General features: G+C 45.9%; 22 protein-coding genes. 2 read left to right on the top strand and 20 right to left on the bottom strand.

The features are described 5' to 3' along the window. Positions 1-95 precede the first annotated feature (95 nt). Together DXD11_RS01325 and DXD11_RS01320 are read right to left on the bottom strand one after the other, a co-directional pair. Entirely contained in the window at positions 96-1,157 is a 1,062-nt protein-coding gene (locus DXD11_RS01325; protein WP_117548741.1) for a type IV pilus twitching motility protein PilT, read from the bottom strand. 74 nt (positions 1,158-1,231) lie between these two features. Further along, complete coding sequence (locus tag DXD11_RS01320) at positions 1,232-2,974, bottom strand: GspE/PulE family protein (protein ID WP_117874714.1); 1,743 nt, start codon at positions 2,972-2,974, stop codon at positions 1,232-1,234. Positions 2,975-3,258: 284 nt separating this feature from the next. On the opposite strand from DXD11_RS01320, the gene sigK reads away from it, so the two are divergent. After that, on the top strand, positions 3,259-3,879 hold the full coding sequence (gene sigK, locus DXD11_RS01315; protein WP_118757620.1) for an RNA polymerase sporulation sigma factor SigK: 621 nt from the start codon (positions 3,259-3,261) through the stop codon (positions 3,877-3,879). Between the two features lie 19 nt (positions 3,880-3,898). On the opposite strand, the gene DXD11_RS01310 is transcribed toward sigK, so the two are convergent. The 9 genes from DXD11_RS01310 to mtaB all read right to left on the bottom strand — a co-directional run bounded on the left by DXD11_RS01310 (position 3,899) and on the right by mtaB (position 10,811). Next, positions 3,899-5,128, bottom strand: coding sequence for a peptidase U32 family protein (locus tag DXD11_RS01310; protein ID WP_118757863.1), 1,230 nt, complete (start codon positions 5,126-5,128; stop codon positions 3,899-3,901). 25 nt (positions 5,129-5,153) lie between these two features. Further along, complete coding sequence (locus tag DXD11_RS01305; RefSeq protein WP_117874710.1) at positions 5,154-5,795, bottom strand: O-methyltransferase; 642 nt, start codon at positions 5,793-5,795, stop codon at positions 5,154-5,156. 15 nt (positions 5,796-5,810) lie between these two features. Further along, entirely contained in the window at positions 5,811-6,251 is a 441-nt protein-coding gene (locus DXD11_RS01300; RefSeq protein WP_118757619.1) for an endolytic transglycosylase MltG, read from the bottom strand. A gap of 45 nt (positions 6,252-6,296) precedes the next feature. After that, positions 6,297-6,644, bottom strand: coding sequence for a YlbF family regulator (locus DXD11_RS01295; protein WP_015533125.1), 348 nt, complete (start codon positions 6,642-6,644; stop codon positions 6,297-6,299). A gap of 12 nt (positions 6,645-6,656) precedes the next feature. Next, positions 6,657-8,321, bottom strand: coding sequence for a ribonuclease J (locus DXD11_RS01290; RefSeq protein ID WP_022217240.1), 1,665 nt, complete (start codon positions 8,319-8,321; stop codon positions 6,657-6,659). 5 nt (positions 8,322-8,326) lie between these two features. Beyond that, positions 8,327-8,605 carry a DUF1292 domain-containing protein gene (locus DXD11_RS01285; RefSeq protein ID WP_015533126.1) on the bottom strand — a complete coding sequence of 93 codons (279 nt, stop codon included), beginning with the start codon at positions 8,603-8,605 and terminating at the stop codon, positions 8,327-8,329. Positions 8,606-8,664: 59 nt separating this feature from the next. Then, entirely contained in the window at positions 8,665-9,114 is a 450-nt protein-coding gene (gene ruvX, locus DXD11_RS01280) for a Holliday junction resolvase RuvX (protein ID WP_015533127.1), read from the bottom strand. 14 nt (positions 9,115-9,128) lie between these two features. Beyond that, the gene (locus tag DXD11_RS01275) at positions 9,129-9,386 is read right to left on the bottom strand and encodes an IreB family regulatory phosphoprotein (RefSeq protein WP_022217238.1); all 258 of its coding nucleotides are present in this window, start codon (positions 9,384-9,386) and stop codon (positions 9,129-9,131) included. 66 nt (positions 9,387-9,452) lie between these two features. Then, the gene (gene mtaB, locus DXD11_RS01270) at positions 9,453-10,811 is read right to left on the bottom strand and encodes a tRNA (N(6)-L-threonylcarbamoyladenosine(37)-C(2))-methylthiotransferase MtaB (protein WP_117548737.1); all 1,359 of its coding nucleotides are present in this window, start codon (positions 10,809-10,811) and stop codon (positions 9,453-9,455) included. A gap of 92 nt (positions 10,812-10,903) precedes the next feature. On the opposite strand from mtaB, the gene DXD11_RS01265 reads away from it, so the two are divergent. After that, a complete protein-coding gene (locus DXD11_RS01265) occupies positions 10,904-11,137 on the top strand; it encodes an HPr family phosphocarrier protein (RefSeq protein WP_015533130.1) in 234 nt (77 codons plus the stop codon). Between the two features lie 101 nt (positions 11,138-11,238). Here the strand turns inward: DXD11_RS01265 and thiI are convergent, their stop codons facing one another. The 9 genes from thiI to hemW all read right to left on the bottom strand — a co-directional run bounded on the left by thiI (position 11,239) and on the right by hemW (position 21,682). Then, positions 11,239-12,426, bottom strand: a complete 1,188-nt coding sequence (gene thiI / locus DXD11_RS01260) for a tRNA uracil 4-sulfurtransferase ThiI (RefSeq protein ID WP_117548736.1) — start codon at positions 12,424-12,426, stop codon at positions 11,239-11,241. 8 nt (positions 12,427-12,434) lie between these two features. Beyond that, positions 12,435-13,580 (bottom strand): cysteine desulfurase family protein, encoded by a 1,146-nt coding sequence (locus DXD11_RS01255; protein WP_118757618.1) that lies wholly within the window; start codon positions 13,578-13,580, stop codon positions 12,435-12,437. Positions 13,581-13,657: 77 nt separating this feature from the next. Continuing rightward, complete coding sequence (locus DXD11_RS01250) at positions 13,658-14,416, bottom strand: 16S rRNA (uracil(1498)-N(3))-methyltransferase (protein ID WP_055144033.1); 759 nt, start codon at positions 14,414-14,416, stop codon at positions 13,658-13,660. Between the two features lie 28 nt (positions 14,417-14,444). Next, on the bottom strand, positions 14,445-15,407 hold the full coding sequence (gene prmA, locus DXD11_RS01245; RefSeq protein WP_022217233.1) for a 50S ribosomal protein L11 methyltransferase: 963 nt from the start codon (positions 15,405-15,407) through the stop codon (positions 14,445-14,447). 11 nt (positions 15,408-15,418) lie between these two features. After that, positions 15,419-16,576 carry a molecular chaperone DnaJ gene (gene dnaJ, locus DXD11_RS01240; RefSeq protein ID WP_055144029.1) on the bottom strand — a complete coding sequence of 386 codons (1,158 nt, stop codon included), beginning with the start codon at positions 16,574-16,576 and terminating at the stop codon, positions 15,419-15,421. 26 nt (positions 16,577-16,602) lie between these two features. Then, positions 16,603-18,450, bottom strand: coding sequence for a molecular chaperone DnaK (dnaK, locus tag DXD11_RS01235; RefSeq protein WP_118757617.1), 1,848 nt, complete (start codon positions 18,448-18,450; stop codon positions 16,603-16,605). Between the two features lie 36 nt (positions 18,451-18,486). Further along, on the bottom strand, positions 18,487-19,152 hold the full coding sequence (grpE, locus tag DXD11_RS01230) for a nucleotide exchange factor GrpE (RefSeq protein ID WP_117548733.1): 666 nt from the start codon (positions 19,150-19,152) through the stop codon (positions 18,487-18,489). Positions 19,153-19,189: 37 nt separating this feature from the next. Beyond that, a complete protein-coding gene (gene hrcA, locus DXD11_RS01225) occupies positions 19,190-20,230 on the bottom strand; it encodes a heat-inducible transcriptional repressor HrcA (RefSeq protein ID WP_118757616.1) in 1,041 nt (346 codons plus the stop codon). 153 nt (positions 20,231-20,383) lie between these two features. Then, the gene (gene hemW, locus DXD11_RS01220) at positions 20,384-21,682 is read right to left on the bottom strand and encodes a radical SAM family heme chaperone HemW (RefSeq protein ID WP_118757615.1); all 1,299 of its coding nucleotides are present in this window, start codon (positions 21,680-21,682) and stop codon (positions 20,384-20,386) included. Between the last annotated feature and the right edge of the window lie 125 nt (positions 21,683-21,807).

The following is a 21,807-nucleotide window of genomic DNA, read 5'->3' as shown; positions in this document are numbered from 1 at the left end:
TAATTATTTGCACGTTATTTTTTAGGCAATATGCACAATGCAACTTGGTTATTATACCACATTTTTCCATATGGTAATCGATTATTCCATATATCTTACTGTCCGTTGATCTTCTTTCTCAGGTACTGCTGATCCTGTGCGTATGTCATGGCAACCTCTCTTGTGACGGTTCCTGAAGCATACAGATCATACAATGCATCGTCCATAGTGATCATACCTAAGGCTCTGCTTGTCTGGATAGTTGACTGGATCTGATGAGTCTTGGCTTCTCGTATCAGACTTCGTATAGCAGGTGATGCAAGCATTACCTCGAAGGCTGCAACTCGTCCGTTGCCGCTCGCTATAGGAAGAAGTGACTGTGAGATAACTCCCTCAAGAACCATCGCGAGCTGAACTCTTACCTGCTGCTGCTGGTTTGTAGGGAAGATATCTATGATACGATCGATGGTACTTGCCGCACCGATTGTATGCAGTGTGGAGAATACCAAATGTCCTGTCTCGGCAGCGGTTATGGCTGTGGAGATAGTCTCAAGATCTCGCATCTCTCCTACGAGGATGATATCAGGATCCTCACGGAGTGCTGCACGGAGTGCATTCGCATAGCTGAGTGTATCCATACCAACCTCTCGCTGGTTAACTATTGCCTTGTTGTGATGGTGAATGTACTCTATAGGATCCTCCAGTGTGATGATATGATCCGTAAGGTTCTCATTCGCCTTATTTATAATAGAAGCAAGTGTGGTCGACTTACCAGAACCTGTAGGTCCTGTTACGAGAACCAGTCCTCTCTTTCTCTTGTAGAGCTCCACAACCTCCCTTGGAATACCAAGCTGGTCAGGTCTTGGGATCTGTGTCTCAACTCGTCTGTACGCTGCTGCCATGTTTCCTTTGTCCATGAATACATTGACACGGAAACGTCCGGTCTCAGGTGAGTCGAATGAGAAATCGACCTCTCCTCTGTCCTGAAGTATGGCCTTATGCCTATCCTTCATAGTAGATCCAATTGCCTCTGCCGCATCAGCAGGTGACAGTGCCGGAACCTCAACCTCGGTGAGCTTACCGTTGATTCTGAGCTTAGGTGGTATACCTACAGCTATATGAACATCTGACGCCTTTGCTTCTACAGAGAAGGCAAGTAATTCCTTCATGTCTAACATAACTTGTCCCTTCCTTTCCCTTTTGCATTAATAATTACAATTTATATATAATCTCATTATATATCTCTTATATCTTACAGCTCTCCCATATCCACTCCCTCGGCCACGGTCACTGTACTGTGAACAATCTTGTTCATCTCTGCTATGGATGTGATGCCATCAAGAACGTGCTTGGCAGCTCCCATCTTCAGTGTGAGCATTCCTTCCTTGAGGGCCTGCTTCTCAATGACATCCGCTGTGGCTCCGGAAGCGATAACAGCCTGAAGCTCTCTTGATACAGGCATCATCTCGTATACACCGATTCGTCCTGAATAGCCTGTGTCGTTACACAGTGGGCATCCCTGTGGCTCGTAGATGATGACATCCTCCTCGTCAGCCGGAACACCGAGCTGAACTCTCTCATCATCCTCCACAAGTCTCGGCTGCTTACATGTGGTACAAAGTCTTCGCACAAGTCTCTGTGCAATAACTCCAACAACAGCATCACCGGCGATGTATGACTCAATACCCATATCGATAAGACGGGTGATGGTCGAAGCCGCTGAGTTAGTATGCAGTGTCGATACAACCAAATGTCCTGTGATAGCGGCCTGTACGGCGATTCCTGCTGTCTCACCGTCTCGGATCTCTCCTATCATGATGATATCCGGATCCTGACGAAGGATAGATCTGAGGGCTGCCGCGAAAGTCATGTCCGCTTTGTTATTAACCTGCACCTGATTGATACCGTTGATGTTCGCCTCGACAGGGTCCTCAACGGTGATGATGTTAACATCCTCTGTGTTAAGCTCACTGAGTGATGTGTACAGTGTAGTTGATTTTCCTGATCCTGTAGGTCCCGTTACAAGGATGATACCATGTGGGTTGCTGAGGATATTATCGAAAACCTTCTCCTGCTCTGCATCGAAACCAAGGGCACTCTTCGGTTTTGTCAGACCGTCCTTGGATGTAAGTCTCATAACCGTCTTCTCTCCGAAAACTGTTGGAAGGATAGAAACACGGACATCAAACTCTCTTCTGTCAACCATGATGGTGATACGACCATCCTGTGGTTTTCTCTTCTCTGCTATATCCATACCGCCTATGATCTTGATACGGGCTGTGATACCTGCCAGTATGCTGAGGTCGTATGACATAACCTGCTTAAGTGCACCATCTATTCTGTATCTGACTCTGACGCTGTTCTCCAGAGCCTCTATATGTATATCTGACGCTCTCTGTCTTACTCCGCCTTCGATGATCTGCTTAACCAGAAGTACGATAGGGGAATTATCGATTTCTTCGTTGCCCTCTTCCTCGTCGCCTCCGCCGAGCACATTCTGCTGCTCCTGTCTGTAGGCCTCAGCAGCCTCCATAGCCTGAGCGCTTCCGTAGTACTTATCTATAGCGTTCTTTATACCCTCCTCCGAGGCGAGCATCGGCTCAACCTGAAGGTTGGTGACAAGTCCTATATCGTCCATGGCCATGATATCCATAGGATCCGCCATGGCTACCTTGAGGATGTTCGGGTTATCAGGATCTATCTCTATAGGTATGGCCTGATACTTGGTGACCATGTTCTCAGGCACCATGTGTATAACCTTCTCCTCGATCTTAGCTCCCTTGAGCTCTATGTAGTCAATTCCCAACTGGGTTGTAAGTACCGTAATCAGCATGTCGTTACTTATAAATCCCAGATCAACCAGGGCGTTACCGAGCTTTCTGCCGGTCTCCTTCTGCTTTGCAAGTCCTTCCTGAAGCTGCTCCTCCGTGATAGCCCCCGCTGCTACAAGGACATCTCCAATTCTGATCTTCTTACGTCCCACGCTTAATCGCATTCTCTAAATACCCTCCTCACGTCTCTCGCAATCCTGCGCACAGGCAGAATTATCCAAATACCTAAAGCGTATTATATCACAGTATTTTCACATTTTAAACATTTTGTACATATTTTGATATATTTTTTTGCACATTTATCAGATTTCGGCAATTTTACAGGGTGGATAAGCACTATTTCTGCACAATAAACATATTATATAAGCAAGCTGACTGTACTAATTGTAAAATAGCCCGTCCAACAAATGTGCAGCCGGTACAATCAATTTACGGGAGCAGTTAATATATGGAAGCGTTTAAAAACCCACTAACTCCCGAAGAAGAAAAAAAATATATTGCGCTGTGCCTGTCCGGTGACAAGGCTGCCCGCAGCATTCTGATAGAGTACAATCTCCGTCTGGTCGCCCACATATCCAGAAAGTACAATTCCGCCGTGAGGGATCCCGAGGATCTTCTGTCCATAGGCACGATAGGTCTCATCAAAGCCATAGACAGCTACAGACCCGACAAAGGCTGCAAACTGTCAGGATACGCCGCCAAATGTATCGAAAACGAGCTTCTCATGACTCTCCGCCACGAGAAGAAGAAGGCGCGTGAGGTCTCGATCTACGATCCCATCGGCACTGATAAAGAGGGTAACGAGATCGTCATCCTTGACATCATAGGTTCGGAGAACGTCAACGTTCTGGACAAAATGATACAGGATGACCACCTGTGCCTGCTCCCCTCCTGCATATCATCGCTCCTCTCCTCCAGAGAAAGAGAGATCATATATATGCGCTATGGTCTCGGCGGGCAGTCACCTCTCACCCAAAAGGAGGTCGCCTGTACGCTCGGAATCTCCAGATCTTATGTATCGCGCATAGAGAAAAAGGCTCTCGGGAAATTAAGAGGATGCCTGGATTGACATCCAGACATCCTTATGATCACTCTTTTCTTCTCAGTATAATACCGGTCTCAAGCTCCTTATCAAGCTTCACCCTCAATTTCTGCTTTGGATGTGGCGCAGAGTCCATACTGTTTCCTTCCTCGTCGTATATCGCCTGAACCTCGCACTCTATATTTGTTCCATCAAAGCCCATGGCTTCAAGCTTCTCTCCCACCAGAAACTTATTCTTCTGCTCAAAGCATACACAGCCATCCGGGGTAACCTCTCTCACAGTTCCAATATACGTATAGTTTTTTACATATGTGTTGCTATCATATATCTGTGATTCTGAGTCTGTCTTCCCGAAATAAAATCCCGTTGTGAACTGCCTGTATGTGCATTTGGCTATCTCTCTCTTGTAGTATTCCATGTTTGCTCTGTACTTCTCTTCTGACTCCATATAATCATCTATGGCTTTTCTGTAGGTTCTGGCAACGGTCGCCACATACAGAGCAGTCTTCATACGCCCCTCTATCTTGAAACTGTCTATTCCGGCTTCCATCATCTCCGGGATGTACTCTATCATGCACAGATCCTTGGAGTTAAATATATATGTTCCTCTGTCGTCCTCGTTGACAGTCATATACTCTCCCGGTCTGGTCTCCTCGACGATGGAATACTTCCATCTGCACGGATGGGTGCACGCACCATGATTCGCATCCCTGCCTGTGAAGTAGTTGCTGAGAAGGCATCTTCCTGAATATGATATGCACATAGCGCCATGGATAAATGACTCTATCTCCATATCGTCCGGTATGTTTGCTCTTATCTGTGATATCTCCGCAAGGGACAGTTCTCTGGCAGACACAACCCGCTTTATGCCGTGGTCATACCAGAACTTGTATGTCATGTAGTTCGTGTTGTTGGCCTGTGTGCTTATGTGTAATTCCATATCCGGCATAGTCTCCCGAGCTATGGTAAACACACCCGGATCGGATACAAGAACAGCGTCCACACCTGTATCTTTCAGCTCGCCAAAATAAGCTCTTATTCCATCCAGATCATAGTTGTGTGCAAATATATTAGCTGTCACATACACCTTGGCATTATGTGCATGGGCATATTCCACGCCCTGTTTCATCTCTTCTATGGAAAAGTTGTCTGCTTTCGCTCTGAGGCCAAATGCCTGTCCGCCTATATACACTGCGTCAGCTCCATAGTCCACGGCCACCTTGAGCGTGTCCAGTCCGCCCGCCGGGACAAGAAGCTCTGGTTTCTTATCTCTCATATCGTTTCCTCCAACCATTTTTCGTTTATTTCCTGATACTGAGACTCATTCCATCCCCTATATTGAGTATGGCCGTCTCCAAATGTTCATTGTGGGTGAGCTCGTACAGGTATTCTCTCATCCTTGAATGTATCGTTCTGTTTCTTCTGGTAACTGCAAATCTGCTCTCAAGGACATCTCCGTCCTGAAGCACGTTGTCACAGAGCAATACCCCCTTTGGCGCAAGCAGCCGTATAGCCTCCGTGAAAAAATTGCCATACTGACCCTTAGCTGCATCCATGAACACCATGTCATAGCTTTCTGTCATCTCTGGTAATATCTCCAGTGCATCGCCCTCAAGCAGAGTAATCTTGTCTGAAGCCCCGGCTCTGACTATATTCTTCTTCGCCTCTTCTATTCTCGGCTGATAATTCTCTATAGTTGTTATATGTGCGTCATCATCCAGAAATCTACTCATAAAAATGGCAGAAAAGCCAACGGCTGAACCTATCTCAAGAATCTTCTTCGGCCTGTTCATAAGAATCAACATCTTGATGAACTCTCCAGCCTCTCGTCTTATGATAGGTACCCTGTTCTCTTCTGCCTCTCTTCTGATCGAGGTCACAACCTCATCGTAGTCTGTATTGAAGGAATTGATAAATGACGCAAGTCTTTCATCACATACCATAATTATCCTCTCTGTCTATTCCTCAGCACTGTCCTCGCTGGAGGAGTCATCGCTGCTGTCTCCGCTGCTATCCCCTGAGGAACTCTTGCCATTTCCCGTTATGATCTCTATTATCTCCTGATTTGTATCGCTCGGTGCTATCTGATATGTACCAGGCTGGATATCATCTGCATATCCGCCTATTCTGACCTTCAGTATAAAAGCGTATTTGTCCTTGATGACCTCCGCTGTCTTAAGGGAATCCGCCACATCCAGAAGCGGCTCGTCCTGAGTTATCTGTATAGTTGCCTTCCGGTTGCTGCCCGGATCCGCAGCCCTTGTGGCAAACACCTGATACGCAAAATCATACGAGTATGAGAAAGCCTTTACCAATATAAATAAAATACATACATTGATGAATAGTCCAAAAAGGAATCTCAGAATCTTCTTCATACTTCTAGCACTATCTAAAGCCATAATCGTTATTCTCCTTGTTCACAAATACATCCCAGCCAGCGCGAATCACCGGGCGTCCTCATCTATGATATCGAAATCAAGATCGTCCGCTATCTGTTCATATACAAGCTTCATCATTCTCACCAGCTTCTGCTCCGCCCTGATAAAGTCATTGACTATAGTATCATGGACTATGGAGTCATATTCCATGAATAGATTATTAACTTCATCATATGGATTGTCAAGCATTTCGTTATTCTGTATTTCATAATTTTTCTTACGAAATTCCATGAGCTGCTGAAGTTTTTCTGGTTTCTGTCTAAGTTTATCCTTGCAATACTGATAATTCTTGTAGACATCAGAATCCTTGATGCACGCATTCAATTGTCTGCTAAGTTCCAATGTATCTGTCATTTTCTCACCCTTCTACACCTCTGTGATTATAGGAAGGATCATAGGGCTTCTCTTTGTCCTCTTCCAGAGGAACTCTCCCATGTCATCCTTTATCACGGATTTGATCTTACCCCAGTCTGTCACGCCGCGGCTCAGGCATCTGTCGAGAGCCTCCTGACATGTGATCCTGCAGTCTTCCATAAGTGTCTCAGACTCCCTGACGTACACGAAGCCTCTTGACACTATATCCGGCCCTGCAACAAGCTGGTTGCTGTATCTGTCCAGGGTCACAACTATGATTATGAGGCCATTCTGTGACAGAAGCTGTCTGTCTCTGAGGACGATATTTCCAACATCTCCAACTCCAAGTCCATCCACAAATACTCCCTGTGCAGGAACCTTGCCGACAACGTCGAACTTCTCCTCACCGATCTCAAGAACATCGCCTGTGGTCATGATCTTGACATTCTCCTTAGGGATTCCCATCTCAACTGCAAGCTCTGCATGTCTCTTGAGGTGTCTATACTCACCGTGGACAGGTATTGCATATTTCGGTCTTGTGAGCGCATATATAAGCTTGAGCTCCTCACGGCAGGCATGGCCGGATACGTGTGTATCCTCAAATATAACGTGTGCACCCTTCGCCTCGAGCTCATTTATAACCTTGAATACCGCCTTTTCATTTCCCGGTATAGGATGTGAGCTGAAAATGACCACATCACCAGGCTTTATGGCTACTTTATTGTGTATGGATGCAGCTATACGTGACAGCGCAGCCATGTTCTCTCCCTGACTTCCCGTGGTGATGAGAACAACCTTCTCATCCGGGTAGTTCTTCATCTCGCTTATATCTATGAGTGTGTTATCCGGTATGTTGATATATCCAAGCTCGGACGCCGTGGTGATGATGTTCACCATGCTTCGTCCCTCTATGACAGCCTTTCTGCCATACTTGTAAGCTGAATTGATGATCTGCTGTACTCTGTCAACGTTGGATGCAAATGTCGCTATGATGATCCTGTGATCCTTGTTGTCGTTGAACAGGTTGTCAAATGTTCTTCCCACCGTCTTCTCTGACTGTGTGAAGCCCTCCTTCTCAGCATTTGTCGAGTCAGCCATGAGTGCAAGCACACCCTTCTTGCCGAGCTCAGCAAATCTCTGAAGATCTATGGTTCCACCAAATACCGGTGTGTAGTCTATCTTGAAATCTCCGGTGTGGACAATAAGTCCGGCCGGTGTGTATATGGCAAGGGCCGCTGAATCTGCTATGGAGTGGTTTGTTCTGATGAATTCCACTCTGAATGCCCCAAGATTTATATTCTGACCATACTTTACAACCTTTCTTCTGGTGTTGTTCATAAGGTTGTGTTCCTTCAGTTTGTTCTCTATAAGACCCATGGTCAGCTTGGTCGCATAGATCGGCATGTTTAATTCTTTCTCAATGTACGGTATGGCTCCTATGTGATCCTCATGTCCATGGGTAACCACGAGTCCCCTGACCTTGTCCGCGTTTTCCTTGAGATAGGTGACATCAGGAATTACCAGATCGATTCCTAACATGTCGTCCTCAGGGAATGCCAGTCCGCAGTCAATGACTATGATAGAGTCCTCATACTCTATCGCAGTGATATTCATTCCAATCTGTTCCAGACCGCCCAAAGGAATGATCTTCACTGTCTCTTTATTATTCTTATTCAATTTTCTTATACCTCCAAATTTACGTCCTCAAGCAGCTCGTCAAATATCTTGATGACCGCCTCTAATTCATTTTCATCTTCCACAATATCGTATGCTGCCATCTCTTCCGTATCAGCTCCGTTGTTCTCGCGAAGGATAAGGAATGATTCATCATCCGCCTTGTCTATAACGAACAGATAATTCACGCCGCCAAGTGTGGTCTGCTCCACAACCGAGAATTCCACTTCTGTTCCATCTTCTGCTTCAAATATGATACTGTTGTCCGTCTTCCTGTTCTCTGCCATATAAACCTCTTAATACTTCTTCAGGCGTACACAAAACAAAGGCAGAAGGTCTGTGTCTATCACAGACTGCTGCACTTCGCATCAAGATAGTTCTGCAGTATGACCGCAGCCGCCATCTTGTCTATGTACGTCTTCCTGTTCTCTCTTCTCACTCCGCTGTCCATAAGGATCCGCTCTGCCTCCACAGTGGTAAGGCGCTCATCCCACAGAACAACCTCAAGTCCTGTTCTGCGCTCAAGATCTTCCTTGAATGCCTGGGTGGCCTCGCATCTGTCTCCCTCTGAATTGTTCATGTTCTTCGGGTAACCAAGCACTATCAGCTCTATGCGGTCGCGCTCTCCTGCCGCTCCATACTCTTCAAGTATGGCCTCTATGCGGGCAAGTGTCTGTCTCAGCTTGTTCGCCGACTTTCTCTCTATCGTCTCCAGCGGCTGGGCAGTCATCTTGAGCGGATCGCTCACGGCAACTCCCACCGTCTTGGTTCCATAGTCAAGTCCCAATATTCTCATACTATTCTTTTCCTTTACACGAGGTTATTCTTGATATAGTCCTCAAGTAAAACCTCAATGATCTCGTCTCTCTCCACCTTCATGATCAGGCTTCGCGCATTCTTGTAGCTTGTGATATATGTCGGGTCACCGCTCATTATGTACCCAACAACCTGGCTTACCGGATTATATCCTTTCTCGGTAAGTGCATCGTATACTTCTCCAATTATCTCGCGTACGTCCACTGTCGCGTCCTTGATTGGAACAATATTCTGTGTACTTTCGTTATTCATCAAATCACGTCCTCATCTTGTTATTATCTCATGAGCCAATTAACATTCCTATTCTAATATAAAAAACTACAAAAGTAAAGGAAGGTTTCCCCCATTTTGGGTATATGTCACATACACAAAGCTGTTCACAAAACTCTCCGGCATGGATATGTCGCCCACATCTATGAGTATATCCATGTATCTCTCCGTATGTCCCCTGAGATATGTCTTATTGTTCTTTTTTACAACCTCTTCCACCAGAACTTCAAGCTCACAGCCCTCAAACTGAGATTCATACGCAGTCTTGTTGTCATGGGCAAGCTTAAGCAGCACATCGCTTCGCTCATTCTTTATCTCAGGGGCAACCTGCTCTTTCATGGCGGCAGCGACTGTTCCCTTTCTCGGAGAATACTTGAATATATGCATCTCATACAGATTGAGCTCCGTCAGATATCTGACAGTCTCTGCAAATTCTTCCTCAGTCTCTCCCGGGAAGCCCACTATCACATCCGTGGTGAGTGCAGGGGACTTATACGCCTTTCTCAGCATGTCACATTTTTCAAAGTATTGCTCGCAAGTGTACTTTCTGTTCATTCTCTTGAGCACTGAATCACAGCCGCTCTGCAGGCTCAGATGGAAGTGTGGACATACTTTCGAATTGGATGAAATTCTCTCCACAAACTCCTCTGTTATTATCCCCGGCTCAAGTGAACCAAGCCTTATTCTCTTGATTCCTTTGATTTTTGAGATAGCCTCTATAAGCTCTATAAGTGCTCCCTCATTATTCTTATCTTTGCCATATGACGATATGTGTATACCGGTAAGCACAACTTCTTTTATTCCTGCCTCCGCAAGCTCTGATACTTCTGCAAGGATCGCCTCCTGGCTTCTGCTTCTTATCCTTCCTCTTACATACGGGATTATGCAGTATGAGCAGAACTGATTGCAGCCGTCCTGGATCTTGACATATGCCCTTGTGTGTCCCACAGGGACATGGCCGCCCATCTCCTCGTACTCAGTCTCTCTGGATATATCCACGAAGTATTCCATGGCTTCATGATCTTTACCCGGGGCATTTTTTCCATTGTTTCTCACATTAATATAATCATTAACTATTTCTGTGATACTTTTCTTCTTATTGTTGCTTATTACTATATCTATAGCTTCATCCTGCTCGAGAATCTCTCTGGCTGACTGCACATAGCATCCTGCGGCTATCACTATTCCATCAGGATTCATCTTTCTGGCTCTGTGAAGCATCTGCCTTGATTTTTTGTCCGCAATATTGGTCACAGAACAGGTATTTACTATATATATATCTGCTTTTTCGTCAAATTCCACTATATTTGCACCGGCAGCCTTCAGCATGTCGAGCATGCTGTCAGTCTCCGCCTGATTGACTTTGCAGCCAAGTGTTGTGGCAGCCACAGACATTCCTTTTAGCATGTATTTTACACTCCTTATATTGACTTTTGTATTCTATAAAAATATAATAATGACAGTACATAAAAAACTTACAAGGGTTAGGAGGACTATTTATGACAGCAGTTAAGATTTCTTTAAACTCAATCGATAAGGTCAAGAGCTTTTGCAATGACATTGCGAAATTTGACGCAGAATTCGACCTTGTATCAGGACGTTACGTAATTGACGCCAAGTCAATCATGGGTATTTTCAGTCTTGATATCTCAAAGCCTATCGAACTTAACATTCATGCAGAGAGCGGTATCGATGAGATCATGGCTACTCTGAAGCCATACCTTGCAGAATAATCATATTTCTGCCCCGTATGTTATATGGATCTGATAATCAAAGAGATGCTTATTATGAAGCATCTCTTTTTTGTTGTCTTTTATCACTGTTTTATATTGTTTTACTGCTTTGCGCGACACATAACGACCTCTGCCGTATCTACAGCCTTGCGGTACAATGGCTCGATGATTCCGTTAAGCTTTGCCTCCGACTTCTCTATCGCAGATAGAACCGGATGTGTAACCGGATGCTTTGCAACAAATGTCGTACAGCAATCCTCGTATGGCAGTATAGATGTCTCGTATGTTCCGATCTTCTCTGATATGTCTACTATCTCCTGCTTATCCATACCTATACATGGTCTGAACACCGGCATGGTGCTGACCTGGTTGATAACGTTCAGGCTGAACACAGTCTGGCTTGAAACCTGGCCTATGCTCTCTCCTGTTATCGTACACTGACAGTCATTCTTCTCAGCCAGCTCCTCCGCTATCTTGATCATGTATCTCTTCATGATGATCGTAAGCTCCTCATGAGGACAGTTGTCGTATATTGCCATCTGTACATCGGCAAAGTTGACAACATGGAGTCTGATGGCTCCTGAGTAGTCGGCCACAAGACATGCCAGATCTATAACCTTCTGCTTTGCTCTCTCGCTTGTGAACGGAGGTGCGTGGAAATATACTGCCTCCACAACAACTCCTCTCTTGGCTATCATATATGCCGCAACAGGGCTGTCTATACCGCCTGACAGAAGTGCCATTCCTCTGCCGTTCGTTCCAACCGGCAGTCCTCCCGGGCCAGGTATGGTGATCGAATAGATATATGCTACCTTTCTGATCTCCACATTGATTATCTCCTGAGGTGAGTGCACATCCACTGCAAGATCAGGGAACGCCTCAAGGAGGAAATGTCCAAGCTCGGCGCTTACCTCCATGGAAGTCATAGGATATGTCTTGTCATTTCTTCTGGTGAACACCTTGAATGTGAAGTTCTTTCTGTCGTATGCCTTTTCAACATAATCTATTACCTTCTGCTTGAGGTTCTCAAACTCTGTGTTCTCCTCAACCACAACAGGGCATATTCCAACAATACCAAATACCTTTCCAAGGGCATTTACCACATCCTCATAGTCGTAATCCGACTTGCACTCAACGAATATTCTTCCCTGCTCCTTGCGGATATAGAAATCTCCGTAAGGCTTCAGCTTTCTGTTGATGTTCTTGCAGAGTATGTCTTCAAATATATATCTGTTCTTTCCCTTTGTGCCTATCTCGGCATACTTTATCATAAATGCCTTGTACTGCATATTTCCTCCTATTTCTTCCTCACATATCTTCTGAGTATCGGTAAAAGTTCCTTGCAGCACTCGACTGCATAATCTATCTGTTCCATTGTATTCTCCGGTGAAAAACTGAATCTCAGTGTGGACTCAAGCTTCTCAGGTGGCAGACCTATGGCCTTCAGCGTGCTGCTTGTGGAATGTTTATTCGACGAACATGCTGAACCGGATGAGACATATATGCCCTTCTCTTCCAGAGCATGAAGCATGACCTCACTTCGCACTCCCTTGAAGGTTATGCTGGCTATATGGGGCGCATCCCCGGAATTACTGTACACATCGTCTATCTGTGTGAGTTCATCTATAAGATGTTCCTTGAGTTCTCTCATGTGCGCTACATTTGCATCGAGATCTCTGTAGGTCATCTCGGCAGCCAGTGCCATTCCGGCTATTCCCGGTACATTCTCTGTTCCTGACCTCATTCCGCCCTGCTGGCCTCCACCGTATATCACAGGCTTGACCTTGACTCTGTCCTTTATGAACAGTGCTCCAACGCCCTTTGGTCCGTGGAATTTATGGCTGCTTATGGACATCATGTCTATTCCCATACGCTTCGGGTATATCACATATTTGCCAAATGCCTGTATGGCATCCACATGGAAGAGTACATTCGGATTCTTCTCCTTTATGCGTCTGGCAATATCCTCCACCGGCATGACAGCACCTATCTCATTGTTGACGTACATGACTGACACTATGATCGTATCGTCATCTACCTCATCTACCAACCGGTCAACATCTACCACGCCATCACTTCCGGTCGGGATCCTGACAACATCAAAGCCCATATCCTCAAGGAATGTCAGCGGACTGCCGACTGACGCATGCTCGACTACAGTTGTGATGATCTTGTTGCCCGCTCTCCTGTTGGCAAGTGCTCCTCCTATCAGAGCCATGTTGTTGGATTCTGTTCCACCCGATGTGAACACAATCTCCTTCGCCTGAACCTTGAGCAGCCTGGCTATCTTATCCCTGGCATCGCTCACGTATCTGGCCGCATCCACACCCTTCTGGTGCAGTGATGACGGATTGCCATAGTCCTGTTCCATTAACTTTACCACAAGATCTCTCACCTCTGGATAAACCGGGGTGGTCGCTGAATTGTCAAAATATGCTTCCATGTTGTCTTCCACCATTCCGAAACCGATATACGTCCGGCTTCAAGCTTCTTTCTTTCACTAATCTCTACAATATTGTTCTAATTGTCCCTGTCGGCACTGAACATGATGATCGACATAACCGCCAGTCCGGCCGTCTCAGTGCGCAGTATCCTGTGTCCAAGAGTTATACATTCCGCCCCGGCCGCCATTGCCTGTTCCACTTCTTCCCTGGCAAAGCCACCCTCCGGGCCTATGAATACCCCCAGACTTCTGCGGGCAGAGGACGGTGCTGTCACATCAGCGATGATCTGTCTGGACTTTGCAAGTCCCTCCGCCTCCTCATATGGAATTATATTCATATCAAGAGTCTTCGCCATCTCTATCGCCTGTGCAAATGTTACCGGCTCCGTGATCTCAGGGACGATTCCCCTTCCGGACTGTTTTGCAGCAGACTCCGCTATGATCCGGCATCTCTCGGTCTTCTTTGCAGCCTTCTTCGCATCAAGCTTCACTATGGTGCGCGCAGTGAATACCGGAACTATCCGGCAGACACCGAGCTCCACCATCTTCTGTACTATAAGATCCATCTTATCCGACTTCGGATATCCCTGAAACAGGGTAACCTCCACTGGAAGCTCTGCAAAGTTATCATTCACATCCTCGACGCGGCACAGAACCTCGTCTCTGCCAATCTCCGATATACTGCACGTATAATCTCTTCCTCTGCCGTTACTGACAGTTATCTCCTGACCCACTTTAAGGCGGAGAACGTTCTTTATATGGTTAACGTCTCCGCCTGTTATGCTTATATCTGTTCCTATATCTCTGCCATCTACATCTACAAAGAATCTGTTCATATTTGATTATTTCCTCTCACACGCTGGTTCATACATGCTTTTTTGCAACAAAGCTTACCCAGTCATTCATGTAGACAGTATCTACGATATCGAAGTTATTGTCAAGAAGAGCCTGTCTGACCTCATCCTCTTTTATGTTTATAATACCCGATGATATAAAAATACCATCATCCTTCATAAACTTCTGAACTACAGCCGACATTGGAATTATAACGTCTGCAAGGATATTTGCAACTACTATATCATAATTTGCGCCTATTGACTCTACCAGTTTCTGGTCCTCAAGGACATTTCCGCACTTGAATTCCACAGCCTCGGCAGGAATATGGTTCACATCTCTGTTCTCTCCCGCCACATCAACAGCGATCGGATCTATGTCTATACCGAGAACATGCTTTGCACCCAGCTTATTGCAAACAAATGACAGGATACCGCTTCCGCTTCCGGCATCGAGTATCTCATCTCCATCCTTCATGTACTTCTTGAGCTGGCCTATGCACAGTCTCGTCGTCTCATGGGAACCTGTTCCAAATGCTGTTCCGGGATCTATCTCAATAACTATATCCTCGTCCGTTGCATCCTCCGGCACTTCCTCCCAGGTTGGCTTGATGATGATATTGTCATACAGTCTGAATGGCTTGAAGTAGGCCTTCCAGTTGTCTCTCCAGTCCTCTTCCTTCGTCTCACTCTCGGTTATCTTGCCTGTTCCGACAGGAAGAAACTCTGACAGTCTCCTGATCTCTGCAGCCACCTTATCCTTTATCTCCTGCACGTCAAATGTATCGTCAAGGAAACAGGACACCTTTGCAGTTCCATCATTTTCCGGCATATCATCCGGCAGGAGATCGACAAACATCGTCTCCATCTCCTCCTCAGTGAGGGGAATATTATCTTCTATCTGAACACCCAAAACGCCTTCCTCTTCGAGGAAGGCGCTTATGAGGTCTTCAGCTTCACATGTTGTATCTATTGTGAGCTTCGTCCATTTCATATATTTTATACCTACTTTTTCTTTCTTCTCTTGTGATCGCCAAATGTAAATGGTCCTGCTGAATCTGTTGCAGGTCTTGTCTCTACAAGTGTTGCCTGCTCATACTGGTTTAGGATCTTCTTCTGCTCCTCTGTGAGCTTCTCCGGCACCTGTACAACAAGTGTTACATAGTGATCGCCTCGCTGAGTTGGGTTCTTGAGGTTAGGTACTCCTTTGCCCTTCAGCTTTATACGTGTATCTGTCTGTGTTCCTGGTGGTATGGTGTAATCAACCTCTCCTTCGATGGTGTTGATCTTGATAACTCCACCAAGTGCTGCCTGTGTAAATGTGATAGGCTCTGATGAATACAGATTGTACTCCTGTCTCTGGAAGTTTGGATGACGATCAACAAGTATGGTAACTGTAAGATCTCCTCTCTCACCACCGTTGATACCAGGCTCACCCTTTCCTTTGATTCGGATGTTAGTACCATTGTCTACTCCTGGTGGAATAGCTATCTGTATCTTCTTTCTGCTCTTTACATATCCTGTTCCTGCACAGTTGCTGCACTTGTATCTGATGATCTTACCAGATCCACTACAATCAGGACATGTCTGAACATTACGTACAACTCCAAAAAGTGACTGCTGTGTTGTCACTATCTGGCCCTTACCGCCGCACTTGCCGCAGACCTCAGGCTGGTGTCCCGGCTGTGAACCGGTTCCCTTACATACATCACACTCATCCTTCAGTGGGAGCTCAAGCTCCTTCTGGGTTCCGAATATAGCCTCCTCAAAGGCTACTCTGATGGTTGTCTTGATGTTTGCGCCCTTCATAGGACCATTTGTATTTCTCTGACGGCTTGCGCCACCGAACATATCTCCAAATATATCTCCAAAGATATCTCCCATGTCCGCGAAGTCAAATCCACCAAATCCGCCGGCACCGCCGCCGTTCTGGTCGAATGCTGCATGGCCAAACTGATCATACTTTGCACGTTTCTCAGGGTCACTGAGGACTGAATAAGCTTCAGCTGCTTCTTTGAATTTCTCTGCAGCCTCTTCATCACCAGGGTTCATATCCGGGTGGTATTTTTTTGCTACCACTCGGTATGCCCTTTTGATCTCGGCTTCAGAGGCTCCCTTGGTTACACCAAGGACTTCATAATAATCGGTCTTTGTCTCTGCCATAGCCTTTACCTTTCATCCTCTATATATTAAACCTCTGTGAAATCTCCATCTACAACATCGCCATCTGAGTAATCAGGTGTGCCTGCGCCTGTTCCTGCGTTTGCTCCAGGACCGTTCTGCTCATAGAGCTTTGAGAACAGGTTCTGTGCGCTCTCCATCAGCTTATCCTTTGCAGCCTTGATCTTATCTACATCTGCATCGCTCATATTCTCTGCATCTGTGCTGTCTATTGCTGCTCTTAAGGAGTCAAGATCTGCCTTTACGCCAGCCTTGTCAGAATCTGAAAGCTTATCTCCTACCTCACCGAGTGCCTTCTCTGTCTGGAATGCAAGTGCATCTGCCTCATTTCTTGCCTCGATGCCTTCCTTACGCTTCTTATCCTGAGCCTCGTACTCTGCTGCTTCCTTAACTGCTCTATCGATATCATCATCTGAAAGTGATGTTCCTGATGTGATAGTAATGTGCTGCTCTCTTCCTGTTCCGAGATCCTTTGCTGATACATTTACGATACCATTTGCATCGATATCGAATGTAACCTCGATCTGTGGAACTCCACGTCTTGCTGGAGCGATACCATCAAGTCTGAATCTGCCAAGACTCTTGTTGTCCTTTGCGAACTGTCTCTCACCCTGTACTACGTTGATATCAACGGCATCCTGATTATCCTGTGCTGTTGAGAAGATCTGGCTCTTCTTTGTAGGGATTGTTGTATTTCTCTCGATAAGGTGAGTAGCTATACCACCCATTGTCTCGATTGAAAGTGTAAGTGGTGTAACATCCAGAAGAAGGATCTCGCCTGCACCGGCATCTCCGGCAAGCTTACCACCCTGGATACAAGCACCGATAGCAACACACTCATCAGGGTTGATTCCCTTGAATGGCTCCTTACCTGTAAGTCTCTTAACCTCTTCCTGTACTGCGATGATACGGGTTGAACCACCGACAAGAAGTACCTTGTCAAGGTCTGCTGCTGTAAGTCCTGCATCAGCAAGTGCTGTGTTAACAGGGCCCTTTGTTCTGTCTACAAGATCTGCTGTAAGCTCATCGAACTTAGCTCTTGTAAGGTTCATATCGAAATGCTTTGGTCCATCCTGGTTTGCTGTGATGAAAGGAAGGTTGATATTGGTTGTTGTAGCTGATGACAGCTCCTTCTTTGCCTTCTCTGCTGCTTCCTTTAATCTCTGCATAGCCATCTTATCGCCTGAAAGGTCGATGCCCTCTGTCTTCTTGAATTCATCAAGCATATACTGTGTAATTGCGTTATCGAAGTCATCACCACCGAGCTTGTTATCGCCGGCTGTTGCAAGAACCTCGATGACACCCTCACCGATCTCAATGATAGATACATCGAATGTACCACCACCTAAATCGTAAACCATGATTCTCTGCTCCTGCTCGTTGTCAAGACCATATGAAAGAGCTGCTGCTGTAGGCTCGTTGATGATACGCTTTACATCAAGACCTGCGATCTTACCGGCATCCTTTGTTGCCTGTCTCTGTCCATCTGAGAAGTAAGCAGGAACTGTGATAACTGCCTCTGTAACCTTCTCTCCTAAGTATCCCTCTGCATCTGACTTCAGCTTCTGAAGGATCATTGCTGAAATCTCCTGTGGTGAATACTTCTTGCCATCTATCTCTACTCTGTAATCTGATCCCATGTGACGCTTGATAGATGAAATTGTCTTATCTGCGTTTGTAACTGCCTGACGCTTTGCAGGCTCACCTACTACTCTCTCTCCTGTCTTCAGGAATCCTACTACTGAAGGTGTTGTTCTCATACCCTCTGAGTTAGCTATAACTACAGGCTTACCACCTTCCATAACTGCTACACATGAATTTGTTGTACCTAAGTCAATACCTATAATCTTACCCATTGTCTTTTCCTCCTAGAAAAAAATTTCATGATTGATTTAATTTGCGACCTTTACCATGCTGAATCTCAGCACCTGATCCTTGTACATGTAACCCTTCTGCATCTCTTCAACGATTACATTCTCTTCGTAGTTGTCATCCTCTACATGCATCACTGCATTGTGGAATGTAGGATCAAACTGTTCCCCGGCGCAATCCATAGGCTTTACACCTATGCTTTCCAATGACGTCATAAGCTGCTTATATATATTTGCAACTCCCGACTCGAATGGTCTGTCCTTATCCTCATCAGGAATGGCTGCCATTGCTCTCTCAAAATTGTCTACCACAGGAAGGAGCTTCTCAAGAACTCCCTTTGCACCTATGTCGTACAATTTGCCTGACTCTTTTTCATTTCTCTGGCGGATGTTCTCACACTCCGCAAGAAGTCTTGTGTACTTTGTCTCTGCATCCTTGCAGCGTTCCTTGAGCTTCTCGTTCTCCTCACGGAGAGCCTTGCCTCCACGTCTGTTCTCCTTTGCAACATGCTGTGGCTTTGCAGCCTCTGCCTGCTCCTCCGGAACGTCAACGGTCTCATCGATCTTGACTTCTGACTCAACGCCATCCTTTATCTCTGCTGAAGCATCTCCAACTATGGTCTCGGCTGCTGTCTGCTCTGTCTTAACCTTCTTGTCGGATGCAGTACTGTTATTGCTATCAGCCATTACATATCCTCCTATTCATCGTTATAATCTTATCTGTCTATCCATTGCTGTTAAATATGTCATCAAGCTCCCCGGTGAGTTCCTTGAGCATGCTCACAACTTTCTTGTAATCCATCCTCTTCGGTCCGATTATTCCTATCGTTCCTTTTGCGCCCTCCGGCATCTTGTATGTTGCTGTTACAAGGGAGCAATCCTTCAGGTTTTCATCGCTGTTCTCCTGTCCTATCAGGATCTGTATGTCGCTGTCCTGCTGGATCACATCCTCCACATGTTTTGCAAATTCTTCTTTGTCCTCTATGTCTTCCAGTGTTCCGAGCAGCTTCTCTGCGGATGACGTGTTCGCCAGCTCAGGGTACTTGAGTACATTCGTTGCTCCACTGGTATAAACCTTGAGATCATCGGCCTCATGGATCGCCTCCATGATTCCCTGGAATATCGTCTCAAGGATCTCTGCATATTCACCTGCCTGAACCTTCATGGTCTGTATAAGTTCAAGATTGATATCCTGAAGTGCCGCGCCCTGAAGGAAGGTATTTAGCAGAATATTAAATTTTAAAATATCTTCATTCTTCAGGCTGTACGTCGTCTTGATCAGCTTATTCTTGACTATATTGCCATCAACCATGATGACCGCCAGCAATGTGGCCTCATCAACCTGTGACAACTGGATGAACTTTACTGTGTTGTTGTACTGTGGCATCGTAACCAGTGTTGCGTACTGTGTGTTCGCCGCAAGCACCTTTGCCACCTGCTTGAGAAGCTTCTCGAGCTTATCAACTCTATTCAGCAGATTCTCTCGTTCTGTCTGATCCTCTGCTTTCTCTTCATCCCTGTCTGCCATGATGCTGTCAACATAAAACCTGTAACCTGCATCCGTTGGGACTCTTCCTGCCGATGCATGTGGCTGGCATATATACCCCATATCCTCAAGATCTGACATCTCATTTCTTATGGTAGCCGGGCTGACATTCATGTCGGCCAGCTTGGAAATGGTTCTCGATCCAACGGGCTCTCCAGTCTCCAGGTAATTCGAAACGATCGCTTTTAGAATTCTGACTTTTCTCTCGTCAAGTTCCATACTCTCATTCCTTTTTGCTTTTAGTCTTATTAGCACTCAACATATCCGAGTGCTAACCACTAAACATAATCTAACACTGCCGCCCCCTTTTGTCAACAAAATAACGAATGTTTTTGTGTTTTTTTTATGTTTTGAAGGACGGTCGTGCCAGTATTATTCTATTAAGAAGTCCGCCAGGATCGTGTTGCTTACGTCGATGCCTTTTTTTGTGAGGCGGATCAGGCCGTGGTCATCTTCGAGGTGGCCGGTGGACTTGTATTTATCTATGACGGGGCCGTATATGTCGTAGATGGAGTGTCCAAAGTAGTCGTTGAATTTTTCTGCACTCACACCGGATATCATACGCAGGCCGAGGAACATATATTCCTCCATCAGCCTGTCTGCGTCAAGTTCTTCTTCCACATTGCGCATGTGTTCTATTATATCTCTTGCCTTACCCAAATTTGCGACGGGATCTCCGAATGTCATGAGCTCCCTGTGTCTTGCCATGCCGTCTATGTAGTCTTCCAGACTGGATGTGTTGGTGTAGCGTCTGCCGTACAGGAAGGACGCTGCTCCGATTCCGATTCCTATGTATTCCCCGAGGGTCCAGTAGACTATGTTATGTCTGCACTCGTAGCCAGCTTTGGCGTAATTGGATATCTCGTATCTGTGGTAGCCGCCGGTGCCTAAGAGCTTATTTGTTATGTCGTACATCTGCCTGTCCACGTCCTCATCCGGGATCTGTGACAGCAGGTTCTCATCTGCTGCCAGAGGAGTTCCGTCCTCCACTATGAGGCTGTAGGACGATATGTGCTCCGGCTTACACCTTAATACCTTGTCAAGGGTGTCCAGATATGACCTCATGGTCTGTCCCGGTATGTCTGACATCAGGTCTATATTTATATTGCGAAATCCGGCCTCCCTAGCCATGTCAAATGCGGCGAGGAACTGGTCATAATTGTGTATCCTGCCCAGAGCTTCCAGCTCATTTTTCTGTGCGGACTGAAGGCCTATGCTCATCCTGTTTATTCCATTTGCTATATACTCTGCTGCCTTACGGCTGGTCAGGGTGCCCGGATTTACCTCTATGCTTATCTCCGCATCCTCTGCGACATCGAACAGCTTCCTCACCGTCGTCATTACAAGTGTGATCTCGTCCGGCTCCAGTATGGATGGGGTTCCGCCTCCTATGTATATTGTCCTGACCTTGTGGGTCTCCGCCAAATACGAGTAGCTTTTCAGCTCCTCGCACAGGGCTTCGATGTATTTCTCACGGTACACTCCATATCCCGACATGCAGGCTGCCACCACCGGAAATGACAGGAAGTCGCAGTATGCACATTTCTTCACACAGAATGGGATATGTATGTATATGCTGAGCGGCTTCTTCTCATATGACTCTAAAACTTCGTCATTATTTGCATCGCCGAAATCCCGATCTGAATTTTCGGTATTTATTATATCTATCATTAGTATCCTTCCTTTTTATTTCAAATATCATCACCGCATGAAAAAAGCCGCTACTAAGAATGCTCCTGTCAGAATGCTCTCATTAACGGCTTTTCTACGATTCTATTATTTCTTATTTGATATAA

Origin of the sequence: Coprococcus sp. TF11-13, from assembly GCF_003481085.1 — a bacterium.
Taxonomy (GTDB): domain Bacteria; phylum Bacillota; class Clostridia; order Lachnospirales; family Lachnospiraceae; genus Coprococcus; species Coprococcus aceti.
Note: the sequence above shows the minus strand (reverse complement) of the source record. Positions and strands in the feature narration are given on the sequence as shown.

Bases quoted from the DNA above. Each gene is read 5' to 3' on its own strand.
- dnaK (WP_118757617.1), bottom strand. From the start codon at position 18,450: ATGGGTAAGATTATAGGTATTGACTTAGGTACAACAAATTCATGTGTA.
- DXD11_RS01325 (WP_117548741.1), bottom strand. From the start codon at position 1,157: ATGTTAGACATGAAGGAATTACTTGCCTTCTCTGTAGAAGCAAAGGCG.
- hrcA (WP_118757616.1), bottom strand. From the start codon at position 20,230: ATGGAACTTGACGAGAGAAAAGTCAGAATTCTAAAAGCGATCGTTTCG.
- ruvX (WP_015533127.1), bottom strand. From the start codon at position 9,114: ATGAGAATATTGGGACTTGACTATGGAACCAAGACGGTGGGAGTTGCC.
- dnaJ (WP_055144029.1), bottom strand. From the start codon at position 16,576: ATGGCAGAGACAAAGACCGATTATTATGAAGTCCTTGGTGTAACCAAG.
- DXD11_RS01285 (WP_015533126.1), bottom strand. From the start codon at position 8,605: ATGGCAGAGAACAGGAAGACGGACAACAGTATCATATTTGAAGCAGAA.
- DXD11_RS01265 (WP_015533130.1), top strand. From the start codon at position 10,904: ATGACAGCAGTTAAGATTTCTTTAAACTCAATCGATAAGGTCAAGAGC.
- hemW (WP_118757615.1), bottom strand. From the start codon at position 21,682: ATGATAGATATAATAAATACCGAAAATTCAGATCGGGATTTCGGCGAT.
- mtaB (WP_117548737.1), bottom strand. From the start codon at position 10,811: ATGCTAAAAGGAATGTCTGTGGCTGCCACAACACTTGGCTGCAAAGTC.
- grpE (WP_117548733.1), bottom strand. From the start codon at position 19,152: ATGGCTGATAGCAATAACAGTACTGCATCCGACAAGAAGGTTAAGACA.
- DXD11_RS01320 (WP_117874714.1), bottom strand. From the start codon at position 2,974: ATGCGATTAAGCGTGGGACGTAAGAAGATCAGAATTGGAGATGTCCTT.
- DXD11_RS01310 (WP_118757863.1), bottom strand. From the start codon at position 5,128: ATGAGAGATAAGAAACCAGAGCTTCTTGTCCCGGCGGGCGGACTGGAC.
- DXD11_RS01300 (WP_118757619.1), bottom strand. From the start codon at position 6,251: ATGGCTTTAGATAGTGCTAGAAGTATGAAGAAGATTCTGAGATTCCTT.
- DXD11_RS01255 (WP_118757618.1), bottom strand. From the start codon at position 13,580: ATGGAAGCATATTTTGACAATTCAGCGACCACCCCGGTTTATCCAGAG.
- prmA (WP_022217233.1), bottom strand. From the start codon at position 15,407: ATGAAATGGACGAAGCTCACAATAGATACAACATGTGAAGCTGAAGAC.
- DXD11_RS01275 (WP_022217238.1), bottom strand. From the start codon at position 9,386: ATGAATAACGAAAGTACACAGAATATTGTTCCAATCAAGGACGCGACA.
- DXD11_RS01305 (WP_117874710.1), bottom strand. From the start codon at position 5,795: ATGGTATGTGATGAAAGACTTGCGTCATTTATCAATTCCTTCAATACA.
- DXD11_RS01295 (WP_015533125.1), bottom strand. From the start codon at position 6,644: ATGACAGATACATTGGAACTTAGCAGACAATTGAATGCGTGCATCAAG.
- sigK (WP_118757620.1), top strand. From the start codon at position 3,259: ATGGAAGCGTTTAAAAACCCACTAACTCCCGAAGAAGAAAAAAAATAT.
- DXD11_RS01250 (WP_055144033.1), bottom strand. From the start codon at position 14,416: ATGAACAGATTCTTTGTAGATGTAGATGGCAGAGATATAGGAACAGAT.
- thiI (WP_117548736.1), bottom strand. From the start codon at position 12,426: ATGCAGTACAAGGCATTTATGATAAAGTATGCCGAGATAGGCACAAAG.